The sequence below is a fragment of the Pseudomonas sp. AU12215 genome, assembly GCF_001675465.2.
GTDB lineage: Bacteria > Pseudomonadota > Gammaproteobacteria > Pseudomonadales > Pseudomonadaceae > Pseudomonas > Pseudomonas nitroreducens.
On record NZ_MACM02000160.1, the window covers coordinates 1 to 14,306 of the forward strand.

Here is a 14,306-nt window from a genome sequence, read left to right on the forward strand (position 1 = left end):
TCGAAAAAGAGATCGATGGTAGTGAATAAATCCTGCGTGGCTGCCTGCCAGAAAAGTGTCAGGATGACCGTGGAGTCGGTGTCCGGATGCTCGTGGAATGAGTGTCCGGATCAGCGTGGAATCACTGTCCGGATGCGCGTGGAATGGGTGTCCGAGTCAGCGTGGAATCCGCAGCTTGCGATGCCAAAGCCATTTCGACCCTGCCTGGCAGCAGCGCTTCCCCGATTTTTTTCCACTTAGCGGCCTCTTCGATTTCCGCCTGGGACGCCCCCTCTCGAGATAACAGGAGCACGAGCCCAGGCATCGAGCGCGGATCGCCAGATTGTGATGCGAACCGAAGCAGCACCAGGGCTTTTCCAGGTGCTTGTTCGAACTCAGCTGAGCCAGACATATAGCGATCACCAAGCACGGCGGCTGCCTTCGCATCCCCGCCGCATGCAAGACCTACCAAGTCGGCCATAGCCAGGCCGAGTTCACGCTCATCGTTCATCGAGACCGCGGCTGCAAGCCGATACTCAATGTCGGATATCGGTTCATCGGCATAAGCCGAACCAACCATAAAAAGCGAGACCAAGGGAAGCAGTAGGGCTTTCATCAATTCAGACCACTCAGTTCATGGCCTGAATCTACAAAAAAAGGCGGGCCTGATAGGCGGTATCCGCCCCTGAAGAAGGTAGTGATCCCTCTCAATCGCTGCTCGAACTAGCCCAGCAATCGGGTCAGATACCGTCCATTGCAGATGATTAGTGGAGTTCAATGAAGCTATAGAAGAGGGTCTACCGTGCTCAAAGTAAACTGGACGCCGCAGCAGCTGGCCTTTCATGGCTGCGAGGCAAAGAAAATCCGAGTCATCGCGTTCGCCGGGGCGGCCAAGTCGACGTCGCTCATCGGCTATGCACAACGGTACCCAAAGAAGCGCTTTCTCTACCTGGCGTTCACCAGGTCTGTGGCTGATGAAGCAGCCCTTAAATTTCCCAAGAATGTTGTGTGCCTAAGTACACACCAACTGGCATGGAAGACATACCGTAAGCTGTACCAGCACAAGCTGGCACCGAACCTTCGACTTACTGCGATATCCAAAGCCCTGGAGAGCAACGACTGGACCTTCCTTCGGATCGTCTCGGACACTCTCACGAATTACCTTTGCTCCGGCAGCGACGAGATTGATAGCTCGCACCTACCTGCAAAGCACATGGATTTCATCCGCAAGCAATCCTCCGCGTACTTTGAAAGGATCTTCTCGTCAGCCGAGGATATCTGGCGGCGCATGATCGACCTGGAAGATCGCTCGATTCCAATGCTCCACGATGGGTACCTAAAGCAATTCGTCCTGAGCAAGCCTGATCTCTCACGTCAGTACGACGCAGTCCTGCTGGACGAAGGTCAGGACACGAACCCTGTGGGCATTTCTCTACTTCTTCTACAAACGACTCAGATCATCGTCGTAGGTGATCCTCACCAGAGCATTTTCCAGTTCAGAAACGCTGTGAATGCTCTTGACCATGAGTTTTTCTCGGATGCGGTCACCATGCATCTGACGACTTCGTTCCGCTTTGGTCCTGCTTCAGCCCACGTCGCCAACCTTCTCCTCGCGCTCAAGGGGGAGACCACCCAGGTAGTTGGGGGCGGGGCTCGAACACAGATAAAGACTGCCTTGCCCGCTGATACAAAAAAGGCGACCTACATCAACAGAACCGTCATGGGTGTTATTGAGACCGCCCTCTTCTTCGCCACGGCTGGGAAAAAGATCTATTGGGTTGGCGAGAGCAAGTCGTACCAGATTGACGACATTGCGGATCTGTACTGGCTGGCGACCGGAGAGACAGACAAGATCAAGAATCCTCGGATCACCAACGAGTACCACACCTTCGACCATTACACCCAGGTCGCGGAGGACACAAAAGATATCGAAATGAACCGAGCACTCAGAATCGTCAATGGGTATGACGACCTGATGGCCAAGCTCGATCAGCTGCGGAAAATGACTGTCAAGGATGAGTCCGAAGCTGATGTCGTCGTCACCACCGCTCACCGCTGCAAAGGCTTGGAGTGGGACAATATTCAGCTGATGGAAGACTTCCCAGATCCGCTCGACCCGGAGATGAAGCGCGAGGAATCAGACGCAGAAATCAACCTTCTGTACGTGGCGGTCACCCGCGGGAAGCTTCTGACCGCCGTGAACTCAATCGTGATATCGCTGATGAGGGAAAGTCAGCGAAGGGCTGTTGCTGCAGAAAAAGAGGCTGCAAGGGCTGCAACCCTGGAGTCTTACGCCTGACTCCGCAGCCCGCCAAACCGAAGGCTAAGGTCTTTCAGCGTCGCCCCATACCCCAGCTCCGACATCTCGCAGATTACCTCTCGCACGGGGTACAACTCAGCCAGATAGAGGCGATCGCCAACATGGACAATTTCAAAGCCTCGGCGGTGATACTCGGCATCCAGTTCACGCCAACTACCCACAACCTTTGTTAAGGCCAGGAGCTCAATCCTTCTGCCATCGCTCAGATCGCCGACAGATCGAGATTTTCGAGTAGCCTTTACTCCCTCCATATTGAGGGCGCCGGCCACCAAGGGCGCACGTCTGTGACTTACAAACCGCCGAAATTTCCTAATCATGGTGTTCAAAGCCTGGTTGCGCATAAGGGCCACCTCCAATAGCGATGCTACTGAAGGAAGCCAAACCAATAGGGTCAATTGGTGCCTTAGACAGGGGAGCGCTGGCTATTGGCCTGGAAGTCAAACCAGGCATCGAGGGACCCAGCGAGTGCGTTAAGAGGGTCCTTCTGCTGCTCGTGCTCACCCACCAATCGCAACAACTCGGTGGCTACTAGATCCCCACCAACGCTCCTGCTGCACTCGGGGCAGATAGTGTTCCGGGTAAGGATGCCGGGGTGCCGCGGATTGCGTCGGGTCAGATTGAATTCAGCGTATGCGCGCGCGTAGAGACTCAGGGCTTCAGACGGGATGGCGCGAATATGAACGTTACCGGCCGTAGCCATAATGCAGTTATGAGACATGTGGATTCCTTGCATAAAGACCCCTCCACAATAATGGAAGGGCCAAATATGCAACCCCCTCAGGTATTCAGTCTCACTCAGCCGCCTTCGAGGGTTCTTTCTCTTGTTCGGCGGCTGCTGGTGGATTGCCCAGAAGCTGCTTGGTAATCACGCTCCCCGGATCGACCGGCTCACCATTCTCTTTGGCCTTAGCCTGGGCATCCTTGACCTTGGACTCGGAAATCATCCGCTTCATCGCGTCAATGAAGTCTTTGGTCGGGCGATTGCCTTTGATGAATTCCTTCTCACCGGTCAGGTTGTCGATCAAAACGGTGGCCGGCGTGCCAGTTGCACCGATCTTGGCACCCAGCTTGGCCTGGTCTTCGATATGACCCTTATATCGCTCGCTCGCCATACACTCTTGGAACTTCCCGGTGTCTGCGCCGAGTTTCCGCACAGCCTCTTCCAGGTCGGATACGCCGGCGCCGTTACCCCCGGACTTTTGGAAAACCTCGTCCAGCATCACCCAGAAGCCGCGGTTGCCAAACTGGTCGGCATAACACTCCGCTGCGTGCGCTTCAGTTGTCGCTGCAGGGTTGTGGAAACTCAAGGGCATGTGCCGGAACTGCCAGTTGACTGCACCATTGGAGCGGTCAACGATTTCTTTCAGGGTGCCGTGAAGGCCCTTGCAGTATGGGCATTCCAGATCGCTGAATTCTGCCAGGGTAAAGCGAGCAGTCAGGCTCCCGTAGACCCGCGCATTGCCGGGCACCTCATCAGGGGCCTCTTTGAAGTCAGCGAATCGAGACGTTCTGTACTCCTCGATTTGAGCTTTTTCTTTCGTGGCAACGGCCTCATTCACTGCCGAGTTGATTGCCTTGTCGAAAGATTCCGTCGAGGTGTAGAAAGCCAGACCAGCAATGGTGATGACTTGAGAGATGGCGACGCTCAGCAGGATGGAAGCGCCATTAGCTTTGATGAACTGTTTCATTGTGGGTCCGACGGTCCTTGGTAAACAACGATGGCCAAAGCGTAATCCCTTGGCCATCGTGCATGCCGCGAGTCGGCACCCTAAACCGGGTCAGTTAGAGATCTCTTCCCGCTACTGCTTTCAGGCAACCAGGCATTCCTTCGAGGTGCTCGAAGTGATGCATCTGGAATGCCTGGCGAGGAAGACTGCGCTTCTCCAAAAGCTCACCGCGCGACGCCAGCAAACAAGCCAAAACGGGACCTCCGACAGCTCCCCCCGAAGTATCTTCGAGGCGATCGCGCAGCACCAAGTCGCACAGTTCAGGCGAAGTACCTTCGTATTGACTGACCAAACTTGAAGAAGCGCCAATTAAGGAGAGCTTCGTCAAGATCGGTGTGCGAGATGACAATGCCCTCATCTCATCCTCCAGCCGTTGCCCATACCGGCCCAGGATCTCGCAGAGTGTCTCAAGCTGCTCAGAAAGCAGCCTGGCCTCGCGGACGTATGAGTTGTACTGAAAAACATCTCTCCTGGGCAGTCCACGGCCAGCACCTATCGCATCGAGCTTGCCGAGCTTGCGCTCAACCCGGCGCAAAGCCGCCTTGGAGGCCAGGTAGCGTGCGTAGGCGGCACGAGCTTCCTTACGCAGCATCAGAAATACCGAATAACCTGGTCGGAAATTAGCGTTCACAACGAGTCTCATCGCCATAGTTTGAGGCTCTAATCTACCCATTAAATGTTGGCGGAAATCGCAAGTTTGTCCCGGAGCTGGGGTACGTTAGCTGAATGAACTCCAGACGATCGTGCGGATTTTGCGGATGCTCTCGAATTAGTACGGGCAGACGTGGCCACACGCTGATCCTTCTTCAGCCAGTACGCATAGGGAGATGCGTCCGGAAGAGGCCCACAAAGTGTGTCGGTTGTCCTGAGCAGAATTTCGCACTCGCGAATGAGCCACGCTGCTGTACCAAACTCTTCGCGATGGTCTAGCCAGTATCTCGAGCTCTGAATCGAAAACAGAAGCCTGATGGCATAGTGCACTGCCTTTGGAAGGGTAGTATCTGACTGCTCAGAAGCAGCCATAACGCAGAAAAGCTTGCTTGCGAGCTTAGCTCGAACTCCTAAACCGAACTTCACTTGCGAAGGCGTGCCGAGCAGATCTGGAAGCCGCTGAGTTCTTGAGAGACTCAGTGGATCACATACTTGCCCAAGGGCGCAGAGATCAAGCACCTTCCTGATCTCTGCCTTGCAATCCTCACACAGGGTACGCCCTGCCTGAAGCTCCTGCTGTAGGCGTTGCTTTTGATTGGTGTAAGCGAAGCTATAGGCATCTCCATGTCCACAGACACGAAGCATTCGTTTGTCGTACTCAGATCCGTATTTCATCTCGGTAGGCTCGCAAGCTGAATAACACCAGCCTGACAGAACCTTGAAAAGTGCAACCCCTAGCAAAAGGCCCGGAATCATCCGGGCCAAAATACAAAGCTGCTGTTACGCCGTACGTGCAAGATGAAGCTGATGCCGCTCACGCCGGTTCTGCTCATCGACGGTGTACATCGCGGTTGGACACACAAGCAACCGCTCCAGGCCGATCGGTTCACCGGTGAGCACCGAGAACCCGTACGACGACTCCATATCGTTCAGAGCCACCTTGACCTCCTGTATGGCCGCTGCATCACGCTGCAGCGAGCGACCCAGAAACATGCGCTGTTCCTCCACACCGGCTTGATCTGCTGGGTCTGCAGCATTCTCAAGCGATTCAAGCTGAACCTTGCCATCGCGGTAGTGAACATGCAGCTCTTCGAGCCGCGCCAGCAGTAGGTTTCGGAAGAACGCCAACTGCACGTCATTCATGTAGTCGGCCGCCGGCATCGCGAGCAACTCTTCCTTCGTCATACACCCTCCCAGCCCGTAAATAGAACAAATGGGGCCTGGTCCAGTGCCTTCCCCTTGAGCTCAGTATCTACGGAGCAGCTGCAGGCCAGAGGGATGTTTGCCCCCTCCGGCGGTACCAACTGCTGCCGTATTACAGGGGCAGATTGGTGACTTGCATATCCAGCAATCCATGAATGATAGGGAGACCCCAACCATCAGTTGCACCAAGGAACCATCATGCAGTTCAAGAACATCATCGCCTACCGGCTTACCCAACCCCTTCAAATCGACCAGGATGCACTCGAGAAAGCCTTGGCCACTAAAAGCTTTCGTCCCTGCGAGAGCCAAGAAGCCAGCACCTCAGGTTTCGTAAGTGCATTGCCGGCCACTAAAACCGAGGAGAGCAACGAGACACCTGCTCTTAGCCTGTGGGCTGAGAACTGCGTCCTGATATGCCTCATGACCGAATCGAAGATCCTTCCCACGGCTGCCATCAACCAAAAAGTGAAGGACAAGGTAACCGAGATCGAGAAAAGTCAGCTGCGCAAGGTCTACCGTAAGGAAAAGGACCAGATCAAAGACGAAGTGCTGCTGGAGTACCTGCCGAAGGTACTTTCCAAGCGCTCAACTACGTACGCGGCTATCGACCTGAAAGACAGCCTGGTGTACGTCGACGCCAACACTCACAAACAAGCCGAAGCACTACTGAGCACTCTCCGAGAGGCCATTGGCAGCCTCCCAGTTCGACCGGTATCGGTGAAGATTTCGCCTTCGGCCACGCTCACTGACTGGCTCAAAAACCAGCAGACCACTAACGGCTTCTTCATCCTCAGCGACTGCGAGATGCGAACCATCGCTGACGAGGTCTCAGTAGTTCGCTTCACCAATGAGGACCTCAGTAGTGAAGAAGTTCTCAACCATCTCCGAGCTGGGAAGATGGTGACGAAACTCCGCCTGGCTTTTGAGGATAAGCTCAGCTTCACCCTGATGGACAACATGCAGATTAAGGCATTTCGCCTCGAGGACATTTTGCTCGACCAGGCTAGCAAAGACGGTGGTGATGACTCAGCATCTCAATACTGCGCCACATTCGTGATGTCGATTCTCACGCTCCGCAATTTCCTGCCGAATCTGTTCGAGGCGCTTGGAGGGGAAGAAGTACCGGCTTCGATCGATGATGCAGCCGGCACAGCCCAGTCAGTTGAAACGGCCGTGGAGGACTTGATTCGAGCGGCAGAGCAGTTTGTCGTTGATACCCAGCGAGCATCAATTTCAGCGATTCAACGCAAGTTTAAGATCGGATACAACCAGGCCGCTCGCCTTGTTGAGAGCTTGGAGGCCAAAGGGGTGGTCTCTGCAATGAACCAGCAAGGTGCTCGTACCGTCCTCACACCTGCAGGCGCTGCGGCCTAGCAGTAAAAGGGGGCTGCCCCAGCCCCCTTCTCTTCTGTGCCTTTGGCTCTACTTTCGCACCGCCCGCCGCCACTCCCATGGAGGCATGCGCTCCGACTCAGGCAATGCCCACAATCCAACCCGCGCCTCGCGTGCCGCACTCTCCAGCGCCAGCAAGTCGCGGTCCTTGCTGTACTGGCGGTACACCCAAGCTGCACCGCTGCTGACAAGGTGGGCGTTAATATCCGCATCACCAACAAATGCCCGCGCTACGGTCCGTCCATATCGATCAGTGTCCTTCACCTTCAAGGTCACATCTTTTCCGAACGCAATTTGACTTAGCGCTTGTCGCGCCCGAGATCCATAGGGTTGCTTTGACTCTGGTGTGTCGATCTCGGCCAGCCGCACCTTGACCTGGCGCTTTGCACTGGTCAAACAGGTGAAGGTGTCCCCATCACTTATGCCGACGACCCTGCAGCTTATTTCTTCAGCAGCTGCGAACGGGGCGACCAACATGAAACAGAGGCCAGCGGCGATCAAAGCACTGCGCATAGATGTCCCTCCAGCAGATTGGCGAATTTCAAAGTTATGAGATGCATGAGCCCAACAGGTAACTCTACGGGGCCTTTTTCTTGCGGGCCCTTTTGGCCAACTTTTTGTCGCGCTTAGTAAGCCTGCGCCTTACAGGCTGATCCTGATCACGCTGCGCTCTTAGCCTACGCTTCCTGCTCTTATCCAAGGCGCCACCAGGTTGAAGATCGAAGGACCTTCTGAAAGGGACAGGTGAGCCAAAATACGGGACGAGAAAGGTAGTTTGAGAGCTCTGGACTGGGGAGCCGCTTGGCATCCATAGAGGGCTTGCAGGGATTGTCGACAGGTCAAGCGCATGCAGGCCCAGTGCTGACGCGGACTCCACCTGTGCAAGAGAGACGCCAAAGAGTCTTTCCAGCCGAGCGATGTAGCTCGCTTTACGTCTTTTCAGAAGTACAGCTTCGGCCTGAGCGATTTGGCGATCGAGATCAGCAACGGCCCTGTAACGGTCAGCCAAAGCCTCCTCCAGGAGCATTATCTGCTCGAGGCTTTCAGAACCTAATTGCGTCTCTTCAGCTAGCTGTAGCTGGAGGCTCTCAAGACTGGCTTGAAGAGACGCCAACTGCTCGGCGAGTACATCGACTTCGGATTTCACCACTGGAGCTTCAACAGGCGTCCGCTGCCGCTGGATTGTGATCGTCCCAGTGCTGGCGCGACCATCAGGCCCCGCCACGGAGTAGCTCAGAACAGCTTTCCCCGACCATTGGGACGAAGGTGAAAACACGAGTGTATTGCCGAACACACCTGCAGCACCTTCCGCAGGTGTTGGTGTGCTTACAAGAGCAAATTCGTATTCGGCTGATGGTAAACCCCTATCCACTCGCAGCTCGAACTCCTGGATATCAGCATCCGGATCCATATCCAGAACGATGCTCGAGGCCTTAACCGTGGGCGCATTTTCGTAGCAAACCTCGAAAAGCTTTGCTACTCCATTGCGCTTGGAGTATGCGGCCTTCTCGACACCTCGCTGATAAACCACCGAACCCACACGAATCTGGTGAAAACGCTCCGGATCCGTGCCGGACGCAGCACGCTTTCCCCCAAGGAATAGGCTTGACCCGTCAATGTCGGCTTTGAAGCAACGGCTGCAGTCGGCCATGTCGGGAGTAGGTTCAAATTCACAAACCACGGCCGCACCGACTGGCCCACTAACCAGTGCTGTCGCGATTGATAAAGCCAGCCAGTGCCTATTCAACATGGGTGATGTGTCCGCCGAGGATGCGTCATCTTATCCATGAGGACGCAGCCGCATAGACCAGTTGGCACCCATTTGAGGGGCAAAAGAAAAGGCCGACCCAAATGGGTCGGCCTTTCTCTACTGCAAGTTTGCTCTGTTCTGCTGAAGCTGATGAACTTCCCTCAGCGTTCTCACAACCTCGACTGTCTGCGGCGAGCCAGAATCACAACTGGACTCAATGCAGTCAGCAAAAGCAGCGAAGGTATAGCGCCGGGGCTGCATGTCATTGCGCTTCAACAGGAAGCCATAGTTTCGAAGTCCCACCAGAATGGTTTCTGCTTGCTCCGCGGTTGCGAAGTACTGATCCACACCGATGGTTTGATGGCTGACTACGATAGGGTCTCTCATCAGCCTACCCCATCACCAGGTCTTGGCTGGTTTTCATCACCCCGAGCCGGACTAGGTAACCCTTGAGCCCATCCAGATCACGTTCATGAGCCATAACACCAGGCTTATCGACCGTGCCGTCGATCTCAAAGACAGTCTTTCCATAGGCATCCCGCACATCTGCATAGAACTCACCTTCCTCATCCAGGTTGATGTGGTAGGTCAGGAACGAGCCAAGTGCAGGCCCCTCAGCAGTGGTAGGCATGGTTGCGAAAAATCCCTCGTAGCTAGCTGTCTTGCTGGCAAGGTAGGGATGGGACGTTGCGTTGTTGAATTGCATGGTTCTCTCCAGATAAGGCTGAGACCATGCCCCGACTGGGGATAGGTCCCAGTTGGGTTTCGCGACGAATATCGCTGTGACGACCACCAGTAGGTGGCCTATAGAAGGATGCTGGTGATCCAGCTACCTAGCCCCTCTCGCATGGGAGGGGCTAAAGAAGCTCCACAATACACCTGTGGAGGACGGTCGCTCAAGTTTGCGGCCTATTAGTAAACCCCTACTGGCTCCGCATTCTTCACCTTACGGAAGTCGTCACTTCCATTGAGCCGGTAAGAGATCGTCTGCCGCTTCGCTGAGCGGATTGCCTGGCCGATATCAGCAACGGTGGCTTTCGAAGCCTGGAGATCACCGAATCGCTTTACCTGAACGGCAAACACGTAAGCCTTGAAGGCGCCTTTGTCTTGCGGAGCGTATCCCTCAGCTGCATGGTTATACATGCGCCCTACCAGCAGAGAAACCGGCTGTTTTCCAGATGTCGGGACATCGACACTGCCGGAAATGGTGATTAGATCCTGGCCCTGCTTTACGACAGCATCTGGGCCAAGCGCTTTGGCCAGGTCTTCCGCAACACTATCGACGCATTCAACATAGGCTTTCTTGATATCTGGCTGCTCAGAAACCGCCCGATAGCAAATTGCTGCTCCAACCAGGGTTCGCGGATCTGGACTGGTGTCGGTGCCGGCGATCATCAACGCTGCGCCCGCAGCACCCACCGCACCAGCCCCCAGTCCGGTACCGGAAAGCGCATTGACGCTGACTGCAGCAAAATCGGTATTGGTTGGGCCAGATTTCTCAGGCCGCTTCGAGACGGCAGGAGCTATGTAATGCTGGGTGATACCCATCTCGGATGTAGTGAAAAGGAAATTCGAGAAGTCACCTGGCTTCACAGCCTGAAAATCGGGCATGCCGAACAACGCAAGCACACGGGTGGTTTCGCTACCTTCCTTCAATTCCAGAGGGCTCGCGTTCGCAAACCGCATGGTCGACGGGGTTGTTTGAAACTGATAACTGCGACCTGCCTCAGTGAACTCGGTGCTGTCTGGCATTGGCAGCGAACTGCACCCCGTGAGAATGCCAGAAAGGGCCAATACAGAGGTTGCTACTACTAAGTGCTTCATGAGATGTGGATCCTGTGCTTTTGACGTGCACCCAGATTAACCGGGTTTCTCAGAATGCAAGCATGATCGCAGAGAGGCCATTCAGATTCGAGCTATTCGCCCCACATCCTAGGCCGGATAACCCCTACGAGCTTTGGTGAGCGACCGCATACTGTTAGCCTACTCACTCAATGAAGGCTACTGGTGCAGTATGCAAATGACCGTTAGACAACTAACGCAGCGCGAATCGCTTCAGGCTGTGGCCAACCGCCTTCTTCCGGCGTTGCGCTCTATAGGCGAACGGTATTGCCTATTCACACCAACCGGCCCACACCCTCACGCGCGGACCGTCGGTGCCTACACCGCTCAGTCAGGCACATCCACGATCTATAAAGTTGCCATCCTCCCCGCCGGCGACTCGAGCGCTTACACCGGTACAGACATGGACTCTGCCTGGGCGGTCATCGATCACAAATCTAAATCGATCCTGTTCGGCCCCCAGGATGGCATCCAGGTTTCCGAGGACGGCGCAGGAATTGGCCCGTACGTCTTTGGTCAGCTGATTCGCCTGATACGCACAAAAGAAGACCCAGGCTCCTATCGAATCATTGAGCTTCCATTTCCGTCACAACCGGTCGATCCAGAAGCGTCCGCTCAATGGGAAGTTAGATCTCGCAAGACAACTGCCATTTTGGAAAACCATGGTTTTCATGTCAGCAAAACGGCTACTGGCCTGGTCGCGAACGCGCAGCGCTTTAGCTCCCTGACCGAGCGATGGAACTCAGACAAAATCTCATTCCTGCCGGCCTCCCGGCTGGCATCCTTGTTTAACGAAACAGTGGCAGGTCAAGAGGAGATCCGGGCCGGGGCTAAAGCCATGGAGGCGCACGCTCAAGAGTTGCAGCGCCAGCTAGACGGGCATGGTTCTATAGCTGCCGAAGTGGTGGCTTTGAAGGCGAAGGAAAAGACCCAACAAGAAACGATCGATCAACTTACGGAGCAGGTCTCTAACCTGCTGCCCCTGCAGGGCCAACTAGATGCATTGAAAGAGACGATCGCTTCAAGCCCTAGTGATGCACCTATTGTACCTTCCGCAACCATCCACGATGAAACTCTGAATTCATCTGTTCCGCCATTAGTCCAGGTTCACCGCCATCATTTAGGCACAGTGGAGCGCGTTGTTCTGGCGATCCTTGGACTGTCCATCGCGGCGGCCGCGATCACATCGGCGCTGGGGGGCTAAGAGATTACCGCCAGCATTGATTCGCCGTGCGATCGCTCGATAGTTACCGTCAGACTTCCGTTCTTGAGGGTAACTTTAAAGCCGTCAGCTTCCTGGTTTTCCAGCGCCCGGCTCGGAGCGGATAGAGTGAAGAACGCCCTAAGCTCGTCTCGAATCATGGCTAGCGTTTGAAGTGCTCTCACCTCCCCCATGGCAGCAACACCCATAAGCAAATACTGCCCCACAACTGGCCGCGGAGAAGCATCGCTGTGGTACGACCGCTCCCCATAAACGACTCGCCCGGAGTAGCTACGCCCGGTCCTCGGGCAGGTGACAGCCTGGGACGCAAATTTCTGAAAGTCCGAGGCTGCTGAACTCAGAAGAACCTTCGTATACATACGAGCCTCTTCAACGGACTCAACAAATACTTCGTCCAATACGCTTTGGCTTGAAGCCTGAGAATCAAGCATTTTTAGATTCGTCCCACTCGTCGCACAGATCAGCCAGGTCCTGTTCGTTCTGAAGCTTGCTAAGCCGCCCATCCTCCGAAAGCCAGCTTGCAAAGTCCTGCACTGCATCTCTTCGCAGTCCAATCACGTCAACAGCGGGGGCTTGTGAGCGTGCTGGTTCAGTAATCGAAAAGCCTTCATCAGCAGCAGGGCCACGCACATAGGGCTCAATAGCCGCGTAGACGAGTTTACCTGCGAGTTCCGCCTTCTGGCGAAGGTCCGGCTGCAGTGAAAGCGCCTGAACGACCCTGGAAGTAATTTCGGCCTTGAGAGGCTCATCAAGGCTTAGCGGCAATCCCGCATCTTGGGAGGGGTGCTGCGCATTCAGAGCTTGAGGGAGCAGAGCAAGTGCACCAATGACCAACAAGCCGTAGGCATCTCCGAGCTCGTTAGACCGGCACCGGAAAATAGGCTCTTCGCCAGCCATCAAAAACTTCTTGCCTTCGTCCTCAATTTTGACCTTCAAATCCAGCGTTGGCACAGCTTTAGATAGAGCGATGAGATCAATAGCTTGTTCAGACATGGGGAAAGCCTCAGCAACTAGTACGGCTTAAGCTTCTCACAGCCCTGAAAACTGCAAGCCCCCTTTTATGCCGCTACCAAGGGCTTCCCGATTCGATAAAACGTTCTCCGCACATGAAACCAATATCTGCTCCGTCTAGCACCCGCAGGGCTGTGTCCGGCATCAAGCCAAAATGCAGCTGCGCCGTACCATCACTGCAGGTCAGCAGGTTACCGGCATCATCTACAGGAGAAAACAGGTCAAGCTGCACACCACGCCGCCTATGCTTTCTACCCTTCACCTGCTCAACTTCAGCCTTCATAACCTGGATGCCTCAATACACGCACAACTGCCGATCGCTCCCGGAGTTTTTTCGCCGCCTGTAGTGATCTCTCGTCACCTGGGCATGCAAAGAAAACTGCGTGTGACACGGCCCCAGGTAAGCTTTTACCAATCATCTCGGCCGACACCACGCTTTCATCGAGCTTTAGGGCTGAGATCAGGGATCGAATCCCCCTACCACGGACACCCTCGTATCTGACGGATACCCTACCCACTGAAAATCCCTTCACAAGATCCCGTAGCATTTTCGCATGCTCAGCACTGAATGGCTGGCCCTTGGAGACAACGAGCAAATGTTCCATCACGCGGGACTCGACATGAAGCTTTTCTTCGTGGCTATAGACCAAGGGACCCAAGCACTGCTTGCACTTGTAGGTCCTACGCTTCGTCGCAAGCTTGGTATGCATTCGCTTGGACAACCGAAACAGCTTGGGGCAAGTGCAGGTGTAAACGAAAGGTTTCGGAGAGACTGATGAGGTGTCGATGCTGTGACACCTATCAGGGCGCAGCCCAAACACATCACGCATCACGGACTGCCACTCGCGTCCATGAGGTGCAATCTTTGGCCCATAAACCTGGAAGGCCACAAGGTGTGAGACCTCATGGGGAATCGTCTGATTAATCACATGATTCGGGTCCTTCTGAAGCAGGCTGCGGTTGATCCTGATCTTGTAGGATGCCCTCTTCTTGCTATAGACCAACTGCCCCGCTGCCTCCCCTCCTAGATCGAAAAGCACGTCGTCGAGTGCGAACGATTTCGAAAAGTGCCTTTCCGCGATGCATAAAGACTCACGAACCTTGTCCGTGGCCTGACGAACCAAATCGACCATACGCCCTCCTCACCCTACAAGAATGAGGTAGTGCCCCGGCCTCTAGTCAGGAATTGGTACCCTCAGTAGGGCCAGA

The 14,306-nt window shown here is 54.8% G+C and carries 15 protein-coding genes and 1 pseudogene; 4 read left to right on the forward strand and 12 right to left on the reverse strand.

Annotated features, from left to right (window positions below; all coding sequences use genetic code 11):
* Nucleotides 1–121: 121 nt before the first annotated feature.
* Nucleotides 122–595 carry a hypothetical protein gene (locus tag A9513_RS24755; RefSeq protein ID WP_065085807.1) on the reverse strand — a complete coding sequence of 158 codons (474 nt, stop codon included), beginning with the start codon at nucleotides 593–595 and terminating at the stop codon, nucleotides 122–124.
* A 186-nt stretch (nucleotides 596–781) separates the two neighbouring features.
* Here A9513_RS24755 and A9513_RS24760 point away from each other — a divergent pair, with 186 nt between their 5' ends.
* Nucleotides 782–2,278, forward strand: coding sequence for a UvrD-helicase domain-containing protein (locus A9513_RS24760; RefSeq protein WP_065085808.1), 1,497 nt, complete (start codon nucleotides 782–784; stop codon nucleotides 2,276–2,278).
* A gap of 812 nt (nucleotides 2,279–3,090) precedes the next feature.
* Here the strand turns inward: A9513_RS24760 and A9513_RS24775 are convergent.
* The 3 genes from A9513_RS24775 to A9513_RS24785 all read right to left on the reverse strand — a co-directional run bounded on the left by A9513_RS24775 (nucleotide 3,091) and on the right by A9513_RS24785 (nucleotide 5,862).
* Nucleotides 3,091–3,987: a thioredoxin domain-containing protein gene (locus tag A9513_RS24775; RefSeq protein ID WP_065085811.1), complete on the reverse strand. Its 897-nt coding sequence runs from the start codon at nucleotides 3,985–3,987 to the stop codon at nucleotides 3,091–3,093.
* Between the two features lie 94 nt (nucleotides 3,988–4,081).
* Nucleotides 4,082–4,618, reverse strand: a complete 537-nt coding sequence (locus A9513_RS24780; RefSeq protein ID WP_141678507.1) for a hypothetical protein — start codon at nucleotides 4,616–4,618, stop codon at nucleotides 4,082–4,084.
* 839 nt (nucleotides 4,619–5,457) lie between these two features.
* On the reverse strand, nucleotides 5,458–5,862 hold the full coding sequence (locus tag A9513_RS24785) for a TraR/DksA family transcriptional regulator (protein ID WP_065085813.1): 405 nt from the start codon (nucleotides 5,860–5,862) through the stop codon (nucleotides 5,458–5,460).
* Nucleotides 5,863–6,078: 216 nt separating this feature from the next.
* On the opposite strand from A9513_RS24785, the pseudogene A9513_RS24790 reads away from it, so the two are divergent.
* Together A9513_RS24790 and A9513_RS36645 are read left to right on the forward strand one after the other, a co-directional pair.
* Nucleotides 6,079–7,014 (forward strand): annotated as a pseudogene (locus tag A9513_RS24790) (recombination-associated protein RdgC); the annotation flags it as partial.
* A gap of 39 nt (nucleotides 7,015–7,053) precedes the next feature.
* On the forward strand, nucleotides 7,054–7,254 hold the full coding sequence (locus A9513_RS36645) for a DNA translocase FtsK (RefSeq protein WP_255302892.1): 201 nt from the start codon (nucleotides 7,054–7,056) through the stop codon (nucleotides 7,252–7,254).
* Between the two features lie 48 nt (nucleotides 7,255–7,302).
* Here the strand turns inward: A9513_RS36645 and A9513_RS24795 are convergent, their stop codons facing one another.
* The 5 genes from A9513_RS24795 to A9513_RS24815 form a co-directional block, all read right to left on the reverse strand.
* Nucleotides 7,303–7,785 carry a thermonuclease family protein gene (locus tag A9513_RS24795; RefSeq protein WP_065085815.1) on the reverse strand — a complete coding sequence of 161 codons (483 nt, stop codon included), beginning with the start codon at nucleotides 7,783–7,785 and terminating at the stop codon, nucleotides 7,303–7,305.
* A gap of 64 nt (nucleotides 7,786–7,849) precedes the next feature.
* On the reverse strand, nucleotides 7,850–9,022 hold the full coding sequence (locus A9513_RS24800) for a hypothetical protein (protein ID WP_141678508.1): 1,173 nt from the start codon (nucleotides 9,020–9,022) through the stop codon (nucleotides 7,850–7,852).
* Between the two features lie 117 nt (nucleotides 9,023–9,139).
* Nucleotides 9,140–9,409 carry a hypothetical protein gene (locus A9513_RS24805; RefSeq protein ID WP_065085817.1) on the reverse strand — a complete coding sequence of 90 codons (270 nt, stop codon included), beginning with the start codon at nucleotides 9,407–9,409 and terminating at the stop codon, nucleotides 9,140–9,142.
* Between the two features lie 4 nt (nucleotides 9,410–9,413).
* The gene (locus tag A9513_RS24810; protein WP_065085818.1) at nucleotides 9,414–9,728 is read right to left on the reverse strand and encodes a hypothetical protein; all 315 of its coding nucleotides are present in this window, start codon (nucleotides 9,726–9,728) and stop codon (nucleotides 9,414–9,416) included.
* A gap of 206 nt (nucleotides 9,729–9,934) precedes the next feature.
* On the reverse strand, nucleotides 9,935–10,846 hold the full coding sequence (locus A9513_RS24815) for a hypothetical protein (protein WP_065085819.1): 912 nt from the start codon (nucleotides 10,844–10,846) through the stop codon (nucleotides 9,935–9,937).
* A 421-nt stretch (nucleotides 10,847–11,267) separates the two neighbouring features.
* Here A9513_RS24815 and A9513_RS24820 point away from each other — a divergent pair, with 421 nt between their 5' ends.
* Nucleotides 11,268–12,068, forward strand: a complete 801-nt coding sequence (locus A9513_RS24820; protein WP_141678509.1) for a hypothetical protein — start codon at nucleotides 11,268–11,270, stop codon at nucleotides 12,066–12,068.
* 441 nt (nucleotides 12,069–12,509) lie between these two features.
* Here the strand turns inward: A9513_RS24820 and A9513_RS24830 are convergent, their stop codons facing one another.
* From A9513_RS24830 to A9513_RS24835, 3 genes are all read right to left on the reverse strand, one after another.
* The gene (locus A9513_RS24830) at nucleotides 12,510–13,079 is read right to left on the reverse strand and encodes a hypothetical protein (protein WP_065085822.1); all 570 of its coding nucleotides are present in this window, start codon (nucleotides 13,077–13,079) and stop codon (nucleotides 12,510–12,512) included.
* Between the two features lie 73 nt (nucleotides 13,080–13,152).
* Nucleotides 13,153–13,380, reverse strand: a complete 228-nt coding sequence (locus A9513_RS35780; RefSeq protein ID WP_141678510.1) for a hypothetical protein — start codon at nucleotides 13,378–13,380, stop codon at nucleotides 13,153–13,155.
* Complete coding sequence (locus tag A9513_RS24835; RefSeq protein WP_065085823.1) at nucleotides 13,370–14,230, reverse strand: SprT-like domain-containing protein; 861 nt, start codon at nucleotides 14,228–14,230, stop codon at nucleotides 13,370–13,372. The genes A9513_RS35780 and A9513_RS24835 overlap by 11 nt, the downstream gene beginning before the upstream one ends.
* Nucleotides 14,231–14,306: the final 76 nt, after the last annotated feature.